Origin of the sequence: Kitasatospora sp. NPDC096204 (assembly GCF_044763205.1) — a bacterium.
Lineage (GTDB): Bacteria > Actinomycetota > Actinomycetes > Streptomycetales > Streptomycetaceae > Kitasatospora.
In genome coordinates this window covers 209,356-224,581 of record NZ_JBIWFT010000009.1, presented here as the reverse complement: position 1 = coordinate 224,581, position 15,226 = coordinate 209,356, and the positions used below count along the sequence as shown (strand labels likewise).

Sequence of the window (15,226 nt, the reverse complement as noted above, 5' to 3'; positions counted from 1 at the left end):
GGGGAGGGGGAGGGTCAGCGGACCTGGCCGCCCTTGGGCATCCGGGCGCCCTTCGGCATCGGGCCCTTGGGGATCGGCGCCTTGGAGAGCAGGTCGCCCAGCGCGCGCAGGCGGTCGTTGGTCTCGGTGACCTGGGCGGCGGTGATGGCGCGGGGCAGGCGCATCAGGTGGATCTGGAGCTTCTTCAGCGGGATCTCGCCCTCGCCGTTGCCCACCACGATGTCGTGCACCGGCACGTCGCCGACCACGCGGGCCATCTTCTTCTTCTCGGAGGCCAGCAGCTGGCGGACCCGGTTCGGGTTGCCCTCGCCGATCAGCGCGATGCCGGCCCGGCCCACCGCGCGGTAGACCGCGTCCTGGTTGCGGGTGACCGCGACCGGGGTGGTGTTGGAGCTCCAGCCGCGCCGGATGTTGTTCAGCACCGCGGCGACGGCGCCCGGCTGCCCCTCCATCTGACCGAACGCGGCGCGCTCGGCCCGGCGCCCGAAGACGATCGCCATGGCCAGCACGGCCACGATGAAGCCCAGGATGCCCAGGTAGACGGGATGCTCGATCGCGAAGCCGATGGCGAGGAACACGCCGAAGGTCAGCAGGCCGACGCCGGCGATGATCAGGCCGATCTTGGTGTCGACCTTCTTGGTCATGGTGTACGCCAGACGGATCTGCTTCAGCCGCCCGGGGTTCTCGGATGTTTCCCTCGCCATAACGCTCATGGTACGTGGCACGGGTACGGGATATCCAAGCCCGGGTACCCGTTCGCCCCAACCGTGACCCGCGCGCCCACACGCCGTCGCGCAGAGCGACGCCGAAGCGGGGAAGGCGGCCCCGGCGGTGCCGGAGCGTTACCGCCGAACGGGTCGTGTCGGCACCGTCGTCGTCGCCGCGTGGTCGTGCCGGCGGTCCGCCGCGTGCCGGCGGTCCTCGCACACCGCCGCCCACGCGTTGCGGCGCGCGTGCCGCTGGCCGGGGGCCAGCAGGACGCTCTCGGCGAACCGCAGCGCCATCCCCACCGACCGGATCCGCATCCGCACCCGCATGCCGAACAGCTCCTCCCGTGGCTGAGAAGAATCGAACGCCTACCAGGCGTCCAGCGTCCCCACCCTGTGTTACCAGCTCGTGACCAGGCCGTCAAAGCGTGGTGAAGGCGAAAGGGCGGAGCCGAAGCTCCGCCCTTCCCATGGCTCGAACCGGTCGGTGGACCGCGAGGCCGGCGTCAGCGCGCGGTCGGACCGGCGTCAGCGCTCGGTCAGACCGCGGCCTGCTCGCGCCGCTCCAGCGCCTGCCGGTACAGCCGGCCCGCCCGGTACGAGGACCGCACCAGCGGGCCCGACATGACGCCCGCGAAGCCCAGCTCCTCGGCCTCCTCCTGGAGCTCGACGAACTCCTGCGGCTTCACCCAGCGCTCGACCGGGTGGTGGCGCAGCGAGGGGCGCAGGTACTGGGTGATGGTGATCAGCTCGCAGCCGGCGCCGACCAGGTCGGCCAGTGCCTGGCTGACCTCCTCGCGGGTCTCGCCCATGCCCAGGATCAGGTTGGACTTGGTGACCAGCCCGGCCGCGCGGGCCTGGGTGATGACGTCCAGCGAGCGCTCGTAGCGGAACGCCGGGCGGATCCGCTTGAAGATCCGCGGCACCGTCTCGACGTTGTGCGCGAGCACCTCGGGGCGGGAGGAGAAGACCTCGGCCAGCTGCTCGGGCACCGCGTTGAAGTCGGGGATGAGCAGTTCGACGCCGGTGCGGCCGGCCTCGCGGCCGGCGGTCATCGCGTGCACCTGGCGCACGGTCTCCGCGTACAGCCAGGCGCCGCCGTCCTCCAGGTCGTCGCGGGCGACGCCGGTGATGGTGGCGTAGTTGAGGTCCATGGTGACGATGGACTCGGCGACCCGGCGCGGCTCGTCGCGGTCGAACTCGGCGGGCTTGCCGGTGTCGATCTGGCAGAAGTCGCAGCGGCGGGTGCACTGGTCACCGCCGATGAGGAAGGTCGCCTCGCGGTCCTCCCAGCACTCGAAGATGTTGGGGCAGCCGGCCTCCTGGCAGACCGTGTGCAGCCCCTCCTTCTTCACCAGCGACTGGAGGGCGTTGTACTCCGGGCCCATCTTCGCGCGGGTCTTGATCCACTCGGGCTTCCGCTCGATGGGGGTCTCGCTGTTGCGGACCTCCAGGCGGAGAAGCTTCCTGCCGTCGGGCGCGACAGCGGACACGTGCGACTCCTAGAACTAGACGGGGTACCCCCAGGGTACGCCTGTGGTTGTACGGCCTTCGCTGGGCCTGCCGCCCTGCAATCGCAGGGCAACATGGCTACCGGCCGGTAGATTCCCGCGGCCGCCGGGAATCTCGCCGGATCCCCGGCGGGGCGGAGGGTTCAGCGGCTGAGCGCCGGTTCCGGCAGCTCGGCGAGGACGGCCGCCAGGTGCCGTTCGACGGCCGGCGCCGCCTCGGCGGCGCTCAGTCCGCGCTTCAGCTCGCCGCTGAGCGAGGCCACGCCCGCGTCCCGGATGCCGCACGGCACGATCTTGTCGAACCAGGTCATGTCCGGGTCGCAGTTGAGCGCGAAGCCGTGCATCGTCACCCCGCGGGCGACCCGCACGCCGATCGCGGCGAGCTTGCGGTCGTCACCGCGCTGGCCGGCGTTGGAGGGCGCGTACTCGGGGCCCGCCAGCCGAGGGTCGATGCCCAGCGGCAGGCCCATCCGCAGGGTCAGCTTGCCGATGTCCACCACCTGCGCCGGGTCCACCACGGCGTCCGGGATGGAGTCGCCCAGCACCCAGACCCCGCTGCGGCCCTCGACCCGGGTGGAGTCGATGCCGAACTCCCCGGCGGTGCGGATCAGCGCCTCCTCCAGCCGGCGGACGTAGGCGATGACGTCGATCGGGTCGGGCAGCTTGACGATCGGGTAGCCGACCAGCTGGCCGGGGCCGTGCCAGGTGATCTCCCCGCCCCGGTTGACCTCGACCACCGGGGTGCCGTCCAGCGGCAGGTCGGCGGGGTTGGTGCGCTTGCCCATGGTGTACACCGACTGGTGCTCCAGGAGCAGGACGGTGTCGGGGATCTCGTCGGCGACCCGCAGGGCGTGCAGCCGCTGCTGCTCCTCCCAGGCCTCCTGGTAGGGCACGGTCCGTTCACCGATGCCCATGTGAACAAAACGCACGTTCTCGCTCACCGCTACCGCTCCTTGCCAGGCGTTCGAGACCAACCTCGCCACTGTACGCCCCGCCCGCGCGGACCCCTCAGCCGCCCGTGAGCCGCCGCCACGCGGCACCCGCTCCCTCGCCGTACCCGCTCCCTCGCCGCGCTCCCTCCCCGCTCGCTCGACTTGCCGTGAGCAGTCCGCCCGCCCGCTCAACTCGGGGCGAGCAGCTGCAACCGCAGCGCGAGCTGCAGCTCCAGCGACCGCTCCGGCTGGTTCCAGTCCCGCCCGAGCAGCGCCTCGACCCGGTCCAGCCGCTGGACCACCGTGTTCACGTGGACGTGCAGCTCGTCCTTGGCCCTGGTCAGGCTGCCGCCGCAGTCGAAGTAGGCGCGCAGGGTGCGGACCAGCTCGGTGCCGCGCCGGGCGTCGTACGCGAGCAGCGGGCCGAGCGTCGCGCCGACGAAGCCGTCCACGTCGTGGCCGTCGCCGAGCAGCACGCCGAGGAAGCCGAGCGCCCGGGCGGAGGCGCCCTCCCCGGCGCGGCCGAGCACCCGCAGCGCCCGCAGGCAGCGCAGGCCCTCGCCGTACGAGGCGGCCACCGCGGACGGCCCGGCGGCCGGGCGGCCCGCGCCGACGGTGACCGGGAACCCGGCCAGCCGGGCCAGCCGCTCGGCGGCCTGCCGGGCGGTCTCCTCGGGGTCGGCACCGCCGGTCTCGACGGGCACCAGCAGCACCACCGTCTCGGCGTGCTCGGCGCTGACGCCGCGGGAGCCGAACAGGTAGCGCCGGGCCGCGCCGGCCAGCCGTCCCCGGTCGTCGCCCTTGCCGTCGGCCGGTTCCGCGACCAGCACCAGGTGCGGCCGGGCGAGGTCGACGCCGAGCCGGCGGCCGCGCGCGGTGAGTCCGGCCGGGTCGCGCTCGGGGGCGGTCAGCAGGTCGGTGAGCAGTTCGCCGCGGATCCGGTTCTCGGTCTCGGCGACCGAGCGGCGCAGCAGCAGGAGCAGCGCGGTGACCACGCTGGCCCGCTCGAACAGCCGCCGGTCGGCGTCGTCGAGGTCGGGCCGGCCGCGCAGCACCATGGTGCCGAGCGCGTCGTGCCCGGCCAGCACCGCGCAGACCCACAGCTCGCCGTGCCGTACGGACCGGCCCTCGGTGCGGGAGGCGGCGACCGCCTCGGCCAGTTCGGCGGCGGGTGCGGAGCGTCCGGCCAGCGGCTCGCCCTCGGCGTCCAGGACCGCTATCTCCCCGCCCAGCAGGGCGGCGACGGCGGCGGCGACGTCCGGCACCTCGGCGCCGCGCAGCACCAGGTCGGTGAGCCGGTCGTGCGCCTGCTCGGCGCGCTGCACGGCGGCGGAGTGGGCCCGGACCAGCTCGTTGGCGGCGTTCAGCTCGGCGAGCGCGGCACGGGTGTCGGCCAGCGACTTGGCGGTGTCCAGGGCGATCGCGGCGTGCGCGGCCAGCGAGCAGAGCAGCGCGACCTCGTCGGGGGAGAAGGCGCGCGGCGTGCGGTCGGCGGCGAACAGGACGCCGATGACCTGCCCGCCGATCAGCAGCGGCACCCCGATGATCGCCACCAGGCCCTCGTCCAGCACGCCCGCGTCGATCGTGCCGGTGTGGTGGAAGCGCTCGTCGTTGCGGTAGTCGGGGGTGGCGTACGGGCGGGCGGTCTGCGCGACCAGCCCGCCCAGGCCGTCGCCGAGGCTGAGCCGCAGGGTCTGGAACAGGACGGAGACCGAGCCGTCGGTGACCCGCATGTAGGTGTCGCCGGCGGCCTCGTCCGGCAGGGTCAGGTAGGCGGTGTCGGTGCCGAGCAGCATTCGGGCCCGGCGGACGATCGCCTGGAGCACCGAGTCCAGGTCCCGGGAGGCGGCGAGGTCTCCGGCGGTGTCGAACAGGGCGGTCAACTCGGCTTCGCGGCGCCGGTGTTGACGCAGGGTGCGGTGGACCCGCAGGGCCTGCCAGGTGGCGTCGTCGATCTCGGCGAGGACGGCGGCCGGCGCCCCGCGGCGGCGGGCGTCGGCCAGCACGTCGGCGAAGTCCTCGGTGGCGGCGCCGGAGGCGAGCAGGTCGAGCAGCCGCCGCAGCGCGGGTGCGGCGCTTTCGTGAGGGTGGTTCATGGTGCGTGCTGCCAATCGGCGTCGGTTCCGTCGGTTCCGAGAAAGCGCGATCGTATCGGCTCGCTCCTCAGGCGACGGCGGGCTTCCCGTGGTCGCCGGCACCGGCCTCCCGGCCCTGGGGCCCGGCCTGAGCGCCGTCCTCGCCCTCCCCGTCGGCCTCCGTGAGGTCCTGGCCCCTGGTCTCCCGGCCGCAGAGCACCGCCAGGACGGTGATCACCGCCGCGATGGCGACGTAGACGGCGATGGGGGTGGGGCTGCCGTAGTCCTTGAGCAGCGCGGTGGCGATCAGCGGCGCGGGGGCGCCGGCCGCCACCGAGGAGAACTGGGCCCCGATCGAGGCGCCCGAGTACCGCATCCGGGTCGCGAACAGCTCGGAGAAGAAGGCGGCCTGGGGCGCGTACATGGCGCTGTGGAAGACCAGGCCGACGGTGACGGCGGTGACCAGCGAGCCGAAGGACCTGGTGTCGACCATGCCGAAGAAGACGAAGGCCCAGGCGCCCACCCCGACCGCGCCCACCAGGTAGACCGGCTTGCGCCCGATCCGGTCGGACAGCGCGCCGAACAGCGGGATCAGCGCGAACTGGATCGCGGAGGCGATCAGGACGGCGTTCAGCGCGGTCTGCTTGGAGAAGTGGGCGTGGGTGACGGCGTAGGTGAGCACGAAGGTCGTCATCACGTAGTAGGAGATGTTCTCCGCCATCCGCGCGCCCATGGCCACCAGCACCTCCCGCCAGTGGTTGCGCAACACCTCGACCAGCGGCAGCCGTTCGGCCGTCCGCCGCTCCGCCTGCCGCTGCTGCTGGGCCGCCAGCGCCTGCTTGAACAGCGGCGACTCGTCCACCGCGAGCCGGATCCACATCCCGACCGCGACCAGCACCGCCGACAGCAGGAACGGCACCCGCCAGCCCCACGCCAGGAACGCCGCGTCCGACTGCACCGCCGTCATCAGCGACAGCACCCCGGCCGCCAGCAGGTTCCCGGCCGGCGCCCCGCCCTGCGGCCAGGACGCCCAGAACCCCCGCCGCCGCTGGTCCCCGTGCTCCGACACCAGCAGCACGGCGCCGCCCCACTCACCGCCGAGCGCGAAGCCCTGCACCAGCCGCAGTGCCGTCAGCAGCACCGGCGCCGCGGCCCCGATCGAGTCGTAGGTCGGCAGCAGCCCGATCGCCGTGGTCGACCCGCCCATCAGCAGCAGGCTCACCACCAGCAGCTTCTTGCGCCCCACCCGGTCCCCGAAGTGACCGAACACCAGCGCCCCGAGCGGTCGCGCCGCGAACCCGATCGCATAGGTCAGGAAGGACAGCAGCGTCCCGGTCAGCGGATCGCTGTGCGGGAAGAACAGCTTCCCGAACACCAGCGCCGCCGCCGTCCCGTACAGGAAGTAGTCGTACCACTCGATCGTCGTGCCGATCAGGCTCGCAGCGACCACTTTCGGGAGTGAGCTGCTCGCCGCCGTACCTCGTGCGGAGGTGTTCATGGCCACCACTTCCAGAACCAGGGGGAGTCGATGTCGCCACAAGGTAGGAAGCGCCCGACCCCGGGACTATGTGGGTGGTCCACACAGTCCCGGGGTCGAATGTGCCGCTCTGCCCTATGAGCGGGCGGCGGGCGCGCGGAGCGGCCCGCTCAGTGCGCCGTCCAGCCGCCGTCGACGGGGAGGCTGGCGCCGGTGATGTAGGAGGCGGAGGAGGAGCAGAGCCAGAGGGCGAGTTGGGCGACCTCGTCGGGTTCGATGAGGCGCTTCACGGCGGTGCGGTCGAGCATGATCCGCTCGACCACCTCGTCCTCGGGGATGCCGTGGGCGAGCGCCTGGGCGGCGATCTGCTTCTCCACGAGGGGGGTCCGGACGTAGCCAGGGTTGATGCAGTTGCTGGTGACGCCGTGCGGCGCGCCCTCCAGGGCGACGGTCTTGCTCAGGCCCTCCAGGGCGTGCTTCGCGGTGACGTACGCGGACTTGAAGGCGCTGGCGCGCAGGCCGTGGACGGAGGAGACGTTGACGATCCGGCCCCACCCCTGCTCGTACATGTGCGGCAGGGTGCGGCGCAGGATGCGGAACGGGGCCTCGACCATGACGCGCTGGATGAGCGTGAAGCGGTCCGGCGGGAACTCGTGCACGGGCGCGACGTGCTGGAGACCGGCGTTGTTGACGACGATGTCGGCGTCGTCCGGCAGGGCGTCCACGGCTCCGGGGTCGGCGAGGTCGGCGACGATCGCGCGTCCGCCGATCCGCTCGGCGAGCTCCTCGGCCGGGCCGGCCGCGAGGTCGACGACGTAGACCCGGGCTCCGGCCCCGGCGAAGGCCTCGGCACAGGCCCGGCCGATGCCCGAGGCGGCCCCGGTGACCATGGCCGTGCGGCCGGCGAGCGGGCGGGCAGTAGAGGTGTCCATGGCCGAGAACGGTAGGAATCCGACGGCCCCGCTCCCATGTGGCAGGCCCCCACAGCACAGGGCCGGCCTGTGGTGCTGTCCGCCATGACACCGGAGCGAGGTCCGAACGGCGGATCGACCCCCGCGGAAGCCCTCGGGAAAGCCCCCGGGACGACCGAAGGTTCGACCCCGGACGACCAAACCCATCCCGAGCCCGCTTCCCCACAATGGGCGCGCTTGCTTCACCCGTTCGGTGGATTGCTCGGTCAGATCCACCCATAGCGCCCGAATGCTCGCTACATTCACGCCGATTCCCGACAGGGGGCGCCGCCCCAGGCCGCCGAAGTGCTGGTGAAGCCCGGTGCGACGTCCGAGAGGTGTTGACAGACATGCCCCAACGGCCTGCAACCGACAGCCCGGCGTACGGACCGCTCGACCCGCTCGGCCAGCGCCGAGGGCCGGTCGGCCGGACCCTTCCGGACGCCCCCGACGCCCTGACCGCCGAGACGCTGCCCGCCGACGCCCCGGATGCCGAGGACCTTCGGCTGCCGGTGCAGGCCACACCCGACCGGCACGAGAACCCGGTCGCGCCCGCCCCGGCCCGCGGCCCCGGCCACTCCGGCCCGGCCCCGCAGAACGGCCAGCTCGCGGCGCTGATCGAGGAGGCCGGCTTCTCGCACGCCGGCCTCGCCCGCCGGGTCGACCAGCTCGGCCTGGAGCACGGCCTCGACCTGCGCTACGACAAGACCTCGGTGACCCGCTGGCTGCGCGGCCAGCAGCCGCGCGGGGCCACCCCGGCGCTGATCGCCGAGGTCTTCACCCGCCGGCTCGGCCGCCGGCTCACCGCCCAGGACCTCGGTCTGGACGCCTGCGCCCCGGTCTACGCGGGCCTGGAGTTCGCCGAGACGCCGCAGGAGGCGGTGGACATCGTGGCGAGCATGTGGCGCAAGGACAACGGCCCGCAGTCCGAGCTGCGCCGGATCGCCTTCACCCCGGCCGGCCTGGTCGTCCCCAGCCGGGACTGGCTGATCGGCCGCACCGACGAGCGGGTCGCCCGGGACGGCTCCACGCTGGCCCGGCCGGACACCGCCGGCCCGCCCGCCGGCAGCGCCACCTCCGCGGCCATCACCGGCGCCCCGGCGCTGGGCGCGTCCCCCGGGAGCCCGGCGCGCGGCCCGGCGCCCGGCGCCCCCACCGCCCGCAGCACGGCCGGGACGACCGGCACCGCCCCCACCATCGGCCGGGTGCCGATCCAGAGCCGCCGGCCGCCGGTCGCCGTCGAGCCGCCGTACACCGACCCGGCCCGCGAGTCCCGCCCCACCCTGCGGGTCGGCCGGGGCGACATCGCCGCCATCCGGGCCGTCGGCGACCTCTTCCGTGCGCTCGACCACGCCTACGGCGGCGGCCACGCCCGCCAGGCGCTGGTCCGCTACCTGGAGAGCGAGGCCGAGCCGATGCTGCGCGGCCGCTACGGCGAGCAGATCGGCCGGGCCCTGTTCGGTGCGGTCGCCGACCTCACCAGGCTGGCCGGCTGGACGTCCTTCGACATCGCCGCGCACGGCCTCGCCCAGCGCTACTTCGTCCAGGCGCTGCGGCTCTCCCAGGCCGCCGGGGACCGCGCGCTCGGCGGGTACGTGCTGGTGACGATGAGCCAGCAGGCCGTCCACCTGGGCCACGGCCGGGAGGCCGTCCAGCTCGCCCGGGTCGCCCAGCAGGGCGTGGGCACCGCCGTGCCGCCGGTCGTCCAGTCGCTGATGCACGCCGCCGAGGCGCGCGGACACGGCCTGCTCGGCGACGTCCGGTCCTGCACCACCGCCCTGGTGCGCGCCGAGCGCTCGCTGGCCGCGGCCCGGACCGGTGACGAACTGCCCTCCTGGGCGCGGTACTTCGACGAGGCCCAGCTCTCCGACGAGTTCGCCCACTGCTACCGCGACCTCCAGCAGTGGCGGACGGCCGCGCAGCACGCCGAGAAGTCGCTGCGGCTGCGCTCGCCCGCCTACGCCCGCAGCCGGATCTTCTGCCGCCTGGTGCTGGCCACCGCCCGGCTCGGCATGGGGGACCTCGACGAGGCCTGCACCATGGCCACCGACGCGCTGCGGGCGGCGGGGGAGATGCGCTCGGCCCGCTCGCTGGAGTACGTCCGGGACTTCCACCGCCGCCTCACCCCGTACCGCGGCAGCCCGGTGGCCCGCGCCTTCGAGGAGACGGCCCGGCAGGCGGGGGTGATCTGACCGGCCGGCGGGAGCGAGGCGACCACCGGCGGACCGGGTGCGTGGGGCCGTCCCCACGCACCCGGCGCACGGAGGCCGGGCCCGGCCTCCGTGCCTCCGCGTGGACCGGGGCACCGGCACGCCGTCGGTCTGTCACCCCGGCAGACCGCTGCTGTGTCCCGGCGCCGTGAAGTGCGCGCGCGGGGCGGCGGGGCCGGAAGGAGCCCCGCCCGTCAGGCCGCCGCCTCCGCCTCCGGGGCCTCGGCCGGGACGCCGAGGTCGCTCAGCACCGCCCGCGCCGCCCGCCGCCCGGAGACCAGCGCGCCCTGCACGGTGCTGGTGTCCCGGTGGTCCCCGGCGACGTACAGCCCGGCCAGCAGCCGCACCGGGCGGCGGGGGTTGTGCGGCGGCGGCATCGCGGGCAGCGCGTCCGGGACGTGCCGCACGCCGAGGAACTGCCAGCCCGACGTCGGGCCGCCGTACAGCTCGGCCAGCCGGGCCCGGACGGCCGGCTCCAGCCCGGCCGGGCCGCCCACGTCGAAGGCGCGCCGCCCGAGCACGGTGGTGGCGATCAGCGCCTGACCGGCCGGGGCGTAGGACGGGTGCAGTTCGCTGAGCACCAGTGAGTGCGAGACCAGTGGTGGCTGCCCGTTCGGCCGGTCGCCGTCGAGCAGCAGGACGGCCTCGCCCAGCGGGGCGGCGTCGGCCGCGTGGAAGAAGGTCGTGACGGGGTGGAAGGCCGGCAGCCGTAGCCCGGGCAGCAGTTCGGCGGCGGAGCGGGCGTCGGTGGCGACGACGACGGCCTGGGCGCCGATCCGCCCGTGCGCGACGGTCTCCACGCCGTCCGCGGCGACCGAGGTGACCCGCACGCCGGTGCGTACGGTGCCGGCGGGCAGGGCGGCGGCCAGCTGGGCCGGTACCGCCGCGATCCCGTCGGCGGGCAGACACAGGCGCCCGCGCGCGTACGAGCGCAGCACCAGGTCGGCGATCCGGCTGCTGGTGCCGAGGGCCGGATCGGAGAGCAGGGCGCTGAGCAGCGGGCGCAGGAAGCCGTCCACGGTGCGCTGGGCGAGGCCGTGGCCGGCCAGCGCGCGGGCGGCGGTGGTCTCCGGCCGGGCCTGGAGGCGGCCGACCGGGGTGGTGGCGAGTCGGCCGAGCCGGCCGGCCAGCCGGGCCTTGTCCAGCGGGCTGCCGAGCGGGGCCCGGGCGGCGGCCTGCCGGGCGACGGTGAGCTGGGGGTCCCCGGCGCGGTACCGGCGTCCGGCGCTGTGCACCAGTACGCCGGGCGCGAGCGGGCGCAGGTCGAGGCGGTCGAGGTCGAGCGTGCGGCGCAGCTCCGGGAAGGCGGTGTTCAGCAGGTGACTGCCGTCGTCGAGCCGGAAGCCGTCCTGCTCGCGGGTGGCCATCCGGCCGCCGATCCGGTCGGTGGTCTCCAGGACCTGAACGGTGAGGCCGTGGCCGGTGAGCGCGCGGGCGGCGGCCAGGCCCGCGAGTCCGGCGCCGACCACGACGACGTCCGGGTCGGACGGCCGGCGGGCGCGGCGGGTGAAGTCGTACGTGGGCACTGGGGTGCTCCCTCCCTGGTCCCGGGGCTCCGGCCGACGCAGGCAGCGGGGTGCCGGGACACGGTCCGTGGAGGGTGATGCCCCGTCAGTGTGAGCGTCAGACAGTCACATCCGACCGGATCCGAGGGGCGGGGAGGGTGGTGCGGCACCGGGCGGGGGCGCGGTCACGGACAGTGCGCCGTGGCGGCCGGGTTCGGGGGTCGGCGGGCGCGCACGGTCACCGGGGGCGTGCGACGCGCCCGCCGTGTGCTCCCGTGCGCCCCCTCCTCGGGCCCCCTCGGAATCCGCCCGGCATATGCCGCTGGCCAGGGCGGATACCGTAGTCGGAGTACGCACGGGTCCGCGCGACCCGCACGCGCGCCGACCGCCCAGCGCGCGCAGCCACCCCGCGCGCCCCGCCGGCCGGGCACCCATCCCGCCGAGGCCGCCTGCTGCCCGACCTGCCCGCCGCCCCTCGGCGCCCTGCCCGCCCGTCACATCGCCGCGAGCACCGCCGAGTACACCTCCGGGTGGGCGAAGCGGAAGCCCGCGTCCAGCAGCCGCCGCGGCACCACCCGGTGGCTGCCGACCACCTCGACCGCCAGCTCGCCCAGCACCGCCTTGAGCACCGCCTCCGGCACCGGGAACGGCGTGGGCCGCCGCAGCGCCCGGCCGAGCGCGGCCGTCAGCTCGGCGTTGGTCGCCGGGTTCGGCGCGGTGAGGTTGAAGGCACCGGAGAGGTTGTCGTGGTCGATCAGGAACCGCAGCGCGGCCACCTCGTCGTGCAGCGAGATGAAGCTCCAGTACTGCCGCCCGTTGCCGAGCCGCCCGCCGAGGCCCAGCCTGAACAGCGGGAACAGCCGTGCGCCGGCCCCGCCGGCCGAGGAGAGCACCATCCCGGTGCGGGGGTGGACGACCCGGATCCCGGCCCGCTCGGCCGGCCTGGCGGCGTCCTCCCACTCCCGGCAGACCTCGGCCAGGAAGTCGTCGCCGGCGGGGGAGTCCTCGTCGATCACCCGGTCGCCGGTCTGCCCGTACCAGCCGACCGCGGAGGCGCTCACCAGGACCTGCGGCGGCTCCTTGAGCGCGGCCAGGGCGACGGCCAGCGTCTCGGTGCCGTACACCCGGCTCTCCCGGATCTCCCGCTTGTAGGAGTCCGACCAGCGGCGGTCGCCGACCCCGGCGCCGGCCAGGTGCACCACGGCCTGGACCCCGTCCAGCCCGCCCCGCTGGACCTCGCCGCCCAGCGGGTTCCAGCCGATCGCCGTGCTGCCGTCCGGCCGTGGGCCGGTCTTCGAACGGTGCCGGACCAGCCGGACCACCTCGTGGCCGTCCGCCAGCAGGGAGCGGACGAGAGCCGAACCGATCAAACCCGTGGAACCCGTGACAGCGATGCGCATGCACCCATCCTCGCAGTTCCCGGGTTCCCCGACGGCCCGTCACACCCCGCACGCACCTCGCTTACCATGGCGCGCATGCCTGACGACGATCTGATCATCCGTACGGCGCGGAGCGAGGACGAGCGCGAGCTCGCCGTCCTCAACCACGCGGCCTGGTCCGTCCTGTCCGACGTCTCCCCGCAACCGGTCGTCGAGGACCCGATCTTCGACGAGCGGCACGCCCCCGAGCACTACCTGCTGGCCGTGCTGGACGGCCGGATCGTCGGCTACGTCCGCCAGGTCCCGCCCACCCCGCTGGCGAGCAACCGGCACGTACGGCAGATCCAGGGCCTCGCCGTCGACGACACCGTCCGCGGCCGGGGCGTCGGCCGCCGGCTGGTCGAGGCGGCCTGCGCGGCGGCCCGGGCGGAGGGCGCCCGCAGGATGACCCTGCGGGTGCTCGGCTGGAACGCCCCAGCCCGCCGCCTCTACGAGAGCTGCGGCTTCGTCGTCGAGGGCTCGCTGGCCGAGGAGTTCCTGATCGACGGCCGGTACGTGGACGACATCTGGATGGCCCGCGGCCTGACCGACTGAGCCGCCGGGAGGCCTGCCCGGGCCTCGCCGTGGCCCTGCCCGGGACTCGTCGGCACCCTGTCCGGACAGACGGCCGACCACTCGAACAGGCTTGCCGCAGAAGGCGGTTCACCGCCCGCGAGTGGTGCGGAGTCGTGACGGTTCCGCCCTGTCCGGACCGCCGCCGCGCCGGGTACCGTACGGCCGTGAGCAACTCGACGCCTCCCGGGTGGTACCCGGTCCCGGGTGCGGACGGCGCCCCCGGTCACGAGCGCTGGTGGGACGGCAACGCCTGGACCAGCGAGGTCCGACCGCTCCGGGGCGGCGTCGCGGGCGGGCTCGCCGACGCCCCCACCCAGACCTCGCCGCCCTCCGACCGGCAGCCGCCCGGCCACGGCCACCCGGGCGGCCAGGCGGCACCGGCCTACGGCTACCCGGGCCAGGAGGCCTACCAGGCCCAGCCCCCGCTCGGCTACCAGGACCCGGCCCAGGCCGGCTACCAGGCCCCGGCCCAGGCCGGCTACCCGCCCCAGGCCGGCTACCCGCCCCAGGATCCCGGCTACGGCTACGGCTACCCGGGCCCGGGCTACCCGCCGTCCCCGAAGGCCAGGTCAAGGACCGGCCCGGTCATCGGCATCGCGGTCGCCGTGCTGGCCGTGGTCGGGATCGTCGCCGGGGTCGCGCTCAGCGGCGGCGGCGACCCGAAGGCGGACCCGGCCCCGACCGTCACCGTGACCGAGAGCAGCAGCTCCTCGCCGAGCCCCAGCCCGACCGTGCCCACCGGCAGCCCCGTCGCGCCCAAGCCCCTGCCCGCGGTCAAGAGCACCGTCCCCGACCCCCAGCACGCGATCACCGTGCCGGTCTTCGACGGCTGGGACGTGTCCGCGAACCCGCCGCACTCGACGGTCTACCTCGGCACCGGCCGCTACACCTGCCCGGACGGCAGTTCCTGCATCCGCGGCCAGTTCTCGGTCGAGAAGGACACCGTCCAGGGCACCACGCCGAAGGCGGCCGCCGACACCCAGATGCCCGTCTACGCCGGGCAGATCTTCTCCGGGGTCAGCTCGCACACCGACGCCGGCTCCGGGTACGTCAGCGTGGCCGGGGTGCTCGGCTACGCCACCCGCTGGCACATCCGCACCACGGACGGCACCCAGGGCTACGTCCTGGTGGCCGCCCTCCCGGCCAAGGGCGGCGGCTACGTGGTCATGGAGGGCGGCGTGGACGACAACCCGGCGGCGCCGGAGTTCGCGGCGCTGGACCGGATCCTCAGGGGCATCAAGCAGGACGGCACCGCCGGCAGCAGCGTCTGAGGACCGACACCTAGTCCCCGTACCGCTCCCAGAGCTTGGGGAAGCGCTTCGCCATGACGTCCGGGTCGTCGAAGTCCAGCGCCGCCCCGGACGGCCGGGCGGGCGGCCGCCCGCCCACCTCGGGCAGTGGCAGCCCGGTCAGCTGCTCGTACGCCTCGTCGGCGGCGTAGCCGAGGTCCTCGGCCTCGCCGTCCTCCTCCTCGTCGAACTCGGGCAGCAGGTCCGCCAGGTCGTCCGGCTCGGCCAGCCCGCCCTCGAAGACCTCCCGGCCCTGGCCGATCAGCCAGGACCGGAAGTAGTCGAAGGTGTCGTCGGAGGCGCCGTCGAGCAGCAGGTAGGCCGCGCCCCACAGGTCGTGGCGGTAGGCCCGGTGGAACCGCGCCTGGAACAGCCGGGCGAAGTCGATCACATCGTCCGGGGTCAGCTGGAGGAGCCGTTCCACCAGTAGGTCTGCCTGCTCGTCGGGGTCGCCCTCGGCGGCGTCCCGGGTCTCGTCGATGATCTGCCAGAAGTCCGTCTCGTCCATCACCGCTCCAGCATCCCCGTTCGGCCGCGTCCGCGCATGCCGCGACTCGGCGTGCGTTCAGGAGTCGG

13 protein-coding genes are annotated in these 15,226 nt (G+C 74.7%); 3 read left to right on the top strand and 10 right to left on the bottom strand.

Annotated features, from left to right (window positions below; genetic code table 11):
* Positions 1 to 14 precede the first annotated feature (14 nt).
* From ACIQ87_RS12860 to ACIQ87_RS12830, 7 genes are all read right to left on the bottom strand, one after another.
* The gene (locus tag ACIQ87_RS12860; RefSeq protein WP_373560514.1) at positions 15 to 713 is read right to left on the bottom strand and encodes a DUF4191 domain-containing protein; all 699 of its coding nucleotides are present in this window, start codon (positions 711 to 713) and stop codon (positions 15 to 17) included.
* A gap of 129 nt (positions 714 to 842) precedes the next feature.
* On the bottom strand, positions 843 to 1,037 hold the full coding sequence (locus tag ACIQ87_RS12855; RefSeq protein WP_402405437.1) for a hypothetical protein: 195 nt from the start codon (positions 1,035 to 1,037) through the stop codon (positions 843 to 845).
* A 209-nt stretch (positions 1,038 to 1,246) separates the two neighbouring features.
* Complete coding sequence (lipA, locus tag ACIQ87_RS12850; RefSeq protein ID WP_360349931.1) at positions 1,247 to 2,200, bottom strand: lipoyl synthase; 954 nt, start codon at positions 2,198 to 2,200, stop codon at positions 1,247 to 1,249.
* A gap of 161 nt (positions 2,201 to 2,361) precedes the next feature.
* On the bottom strand, positions 2,362 to 3,132 hold the full coding sequence (gene lipB, locus ACIQ87_RS12845) for a lipoyl(octanoyl) transferase LipB (RefSeq protein ID WP_402405487.1): 771 nt from the start codon (positions 3,130 to 3,132) through the stop codon (positions 2,362 to 2,364).
* A 206-nt stretch (positions 3,133 to 3,338) separates the two neighbouring features.
* A complete protein-coding gene (locus tag ACIQ87_RS12840) occupies positions 3,339 to 5,246 on the bottom strand; it encodes a helix-turn-helix domain-containing protein (RefSeq protein WP_402405435.1) in 1,908 nt (635 codons plus the stop codon).
* A 67-nt stretch (positions 5,247 to 5,313) separates the two neighbouring features.
* A complete protein-coding gene (locus tag ACIQ87_RS12835; protein ID WP_402405433.1) occupies positions 5,314 to 6,723 on the bottom strand; it encodes an MFS transporter in 1,410 nt (469 codons plus the stop codon).
* A 149-nt stretch (positions 6,724 to 6,872) separates the two neighbouring features.
* The gene (locus ACIQ87_RS12830) at positions 6,873 to 7,634 is read right to left on the bottom strand and encodes a 3-hydroxybutyrate dehydrogenase (protein WP_402405431.1); all 762 of its coding nucleotides are present in this window, start codon (positions 7,632 to 7,634) and stop codon (positions 6,873 to 6,875) included.
* A 368-nt stretch (positions 7,635 to 8,002) separates the two neighbouring features.
* On the opposite strand from ACIQ87_RS12830, the gene ACIQ87_RS12825 reads away from it, so the two are divergent.
* Positions 8,003 to 9,844 (top strand): regulator, encoded by a 1,842-nt coding sequence (locus ACIQ87_RS12825; protein WP_402405429.1) that lies wholly within the window; start codon positions 8,003 to 8,005, stop codon positions 9,842 to 9,844.
* 212 nt (positions 9,845 to 10,056) lie between these two features.
* On the opposite strand, the gene ACIQ87_RS12820 is transcribed toward ACIQ87_RS12825, so the two are convergent.
* Entirely contained in the window at positions 10,057 to 11,388 is a 1,332-nt protein-coding gene (locus ACIQ87_RS12820; protein ID WP_402405427.1) for an FAD-dependent oxidoreductase, read from the bottom strand.
* A 473-nt stretch (positions 11,389 to 11,861) separates the two neighbouring features.
* Entirely contained in the window at positions 11,862 to 12,767 is a 906-nt protein-coding gene (locus ACIQ87_RS12815; RefSeq protein ID WP_402405425.1) for a TIGR01777 family oxidoreductase, read from the bottom strand.
* A 66-nt stretch (positions 12,768 to 12,833) separates the two neighbouring features.
* On the opposite strand from ACIQ87_RS12815, the gene ACIQ87_RS12810 reads away from it, so the two are divergent.
* Entirely contained in the window at positions 12,834 to 13,340 is a 507-nt protein-coding gene (locus ACIQ87_RS12810; RefSeq protein WP_402405423.1) for a GNAT family N-acetyltransferase, read from the top strand.
* Positions 13,341 to 13,525: 185 nt separating this feature from the next.
* Positions 13,526 to 14,632, top strand: a complete 1,107-nt coding sequence (locus ACIQ87_RS12805; RefSeq protein ID WP_402405421.1) for a DUF2510 domain-containing protein — start codon at positions 13,526 to 13,528, stop codon at positions 14,630 to 14,632.
* Positions 14,633 to 14,642: 10 nt separating this feature from the next.
* On the opposite strand, the gene ACIQ87_RS12800 is transcribed toward ACIQ87_RS12805, so the two are convergent.
* A complete protein-coding gene (locus ACIQ87_RS12800; RefSeq protein WP_402405420.1) occupies positions 14,643 to 15,158 on the bottom strand; it encodes a DUF4240 domain-containing protein in 516 nt (171 codons plus the stop codon).
* Positions 15,159 to 15,226 lie beyond the last annotated feature (68 nt).